The sequence below is a fragment of the Pseudemcibacter sp. genome (genome assembly GCF_965661635.1).
Classification (GTDB): Bacteria; Pseudomonadota; Alphaproteobacteria; order Sphingomonadales; family Emcibacteraceae; genus Pseudemcibacter.
On the sequence record NZ_CBFIEP010000020.1, the window covers coordinates 1 to 2,315 of the forward strand.

Genomic DNA, 2,315 nt, shown 5'->3' on the forward strand with positions numbered 1-2,315 from the left:
CAAAGACATCAAAGATGATGATTTAAGAAAAAGTTTATTTAAAATAGGTTCAGAAATATTAGGTCGGCAAAAACCCGAAAAGCCTAAGCAGGGCAAGCGTTTCACACGACGTGGTATGGGAAGTAAAAAAATAAAGAAGAAAAGAAGCAATAAAAACTTGGGAATATGACAATCAGTCCTTGATTTGTCGAAACAATCATTTTTATATTAATAACAACATATTGTAGGTGAATTATGATTAAACAACTATATACGCGAAATATTGGTGTTTTTGCAAAAAGTGCAACAGTAACAATTTTATCCTTATTTCTTGTTGCATGTGGCGAAAGCGATAATGCGTCAGAACCAGCAGAAAATGCTGATGCCATGGCAAGCGCAGCAAGCGAAGTTGAAGAGGTTGCTGAGCAAGCCAGTCAGAATGATATGGCAGCAGCGATGCCCAAAGAGCCGAGTTTATCAGTTGAAGAAGCCGGCTTTTTAAATCGTGATATGGTGATGGGGGATCCAAATGCCCCGGTTGAGATTATTGAATATGCGTCACTCACGTGTAACCACTGTGCGACTTTTCATAATAATGTCCTACCGAAAATAAAAGAAGACTACATCGACACGGGTAAAGCTAAACTTGTGATGAGAAGCTTTATGCTTAATCCTATTGATATGTCTGCGACGACGCTTTCTCGCTGCATGACTGAAAAACGGTACGTTCCATTTATGAACATGCTGTTTAGTAGACAGATGGAATGGTATGATGTTGGCAAATATCAAGAACTTTCAGCCAATAATGATCCACAAACAGCGAATCAGATGTTTATCGATGCGACGATGACCGAAGTTCAGAAATATGCGCGTCAAGCGGGAATGAATAAAGCGAAAATTGATGCGTGTCTTGCAAATGAAGACATTGGCAAATACCTATTCGAAGTTCAGCAATATGCGGTCGAACAGTATAAAGTGAATGCGACACCAACTATTATTGTGAACGGCAATAAAGCCGGAAATGATTATAATTCAATTTCTAAAGCGATAGAGGCGGAATTAGATTAAGTGCGAAATAGAAAGGGATAATTTTGCATTTTACACGACTAAGATTATCTGGGTTTAAATCTTTTGTTGACCCAACTGAATTGGTGATCGAACCAGGCCTTACGGGCGTGGTTGGCCCCAATGGTTGTGGTAAATCTAATCTCCTTGAAGCACTTCGTTGGGTAATGGGGGAAAATTCCGCTAAAAGCATGCGCGGTAATGGCATGGATGATGTTATTTTTGCGGGAACAAACAGCCGCCCGGCACGTAACCTTGCTGAAGTAACTCTGACACTTGATAATGAAGAGCGCACAGCGCCGGCAGCTTTTAATGATGAGCAACTTCTAGAGATTTCTAGACGTATTGAACGTGAAAGCGGTTCTGCTTACCGAATGAACGGTAAAGAAATCCGTGGTAAAGACATTAAACTTATGTTTGCAGACGCTTCGACGGGGGCGCATTCTCCCTCACTGGTTAGTCAGGGCCGGATTGGTGCATTGATCAGTGCAAAACCGAAAGAGCGCAGAGCTATACTTGAAGAAGCAGCAGGTATTAGTGGGCTTCATACACGACGAAAAGAAGCAGAAAGTAAATTAAGAAGCGCCAATAAAAATCTTGAACGTCTCGGCGATGTTGAAATTGGACTTCATGAACAAATTAGAAGCCTAAAAAATCAAGCCCGTCAAGCAACTCGATATAAAAATGTAGCTAAAGAAATTAGAAAGCTTCAATCATTGCTTCTCTATATTGAGTGGCAGAATATCCAAACGAATATCTCTTCATCTTCGCATGATGAAAAAGAAGTTGCTATTCTGGTTTCTAAACTAACCAACGCACTTGCATCTCTTAGTAAAGAGCAAGCTATTTTAGCAGCAAAATTACCAGAGTTACGTCAGAGTGAAGCAGAGCTCGCTGCAAAACTTCATAGAATTACTGTGAGCCGTGATGGGCTGGACGGCGAAGAAGCGCGTGTGACCGAAACACAGAATAAGCTGAGGGCTTTGCTTGAACAAATAGCCCAAGATGAAATTCGTGAAAATGAAACCATCAAAGACAGCCAGACCACAATAGGAAGATTGGTGGAAGAGCGTAAAATAATCGAAGATGAAGTCGATGGCTCATCAGGGAATATTGAAAAACTAGCTCAAATTTTAGCCGAAAAACAGGCGGATACATTAAGCGCAGAACTCGTATTAGAAGAATTGATGGGGCGACAAGCAGAAAGAAATGCAGATAGATTAAACTTTTCTCGTGAAATTGAAGAAAGACGAGCACAACTTCAAAATTTA

At 40.6% G+C, this 2,315-nt stretch carries 2 protein-coding genes; both read left to right on the forward strand.

What is annotated here, in order from left to right; translation table 11 throughout:
- Positions 1–234 precede the first annotated feature (234 nt).
- Positions 235–1,047, forward strand: a complete 813-nt coding sequence (locus tag ACTF6W_RS01435; RefSeq protein WP_438992759.1) for a thioredoxin domain-containing protein — start codon at positions 235–237, stop codon at positions 1,045–1,047.
- 23 nt (positions 1,048–1,070) lie between these two features.
- Positions 1,071–2,315: AAA family ATPase (locus ACTF6W_RS01440; RefSeq protein ID WP_438992760.1), on the forward strand; the 1,245-nt coding region annotated here is incomplete at its 3' end.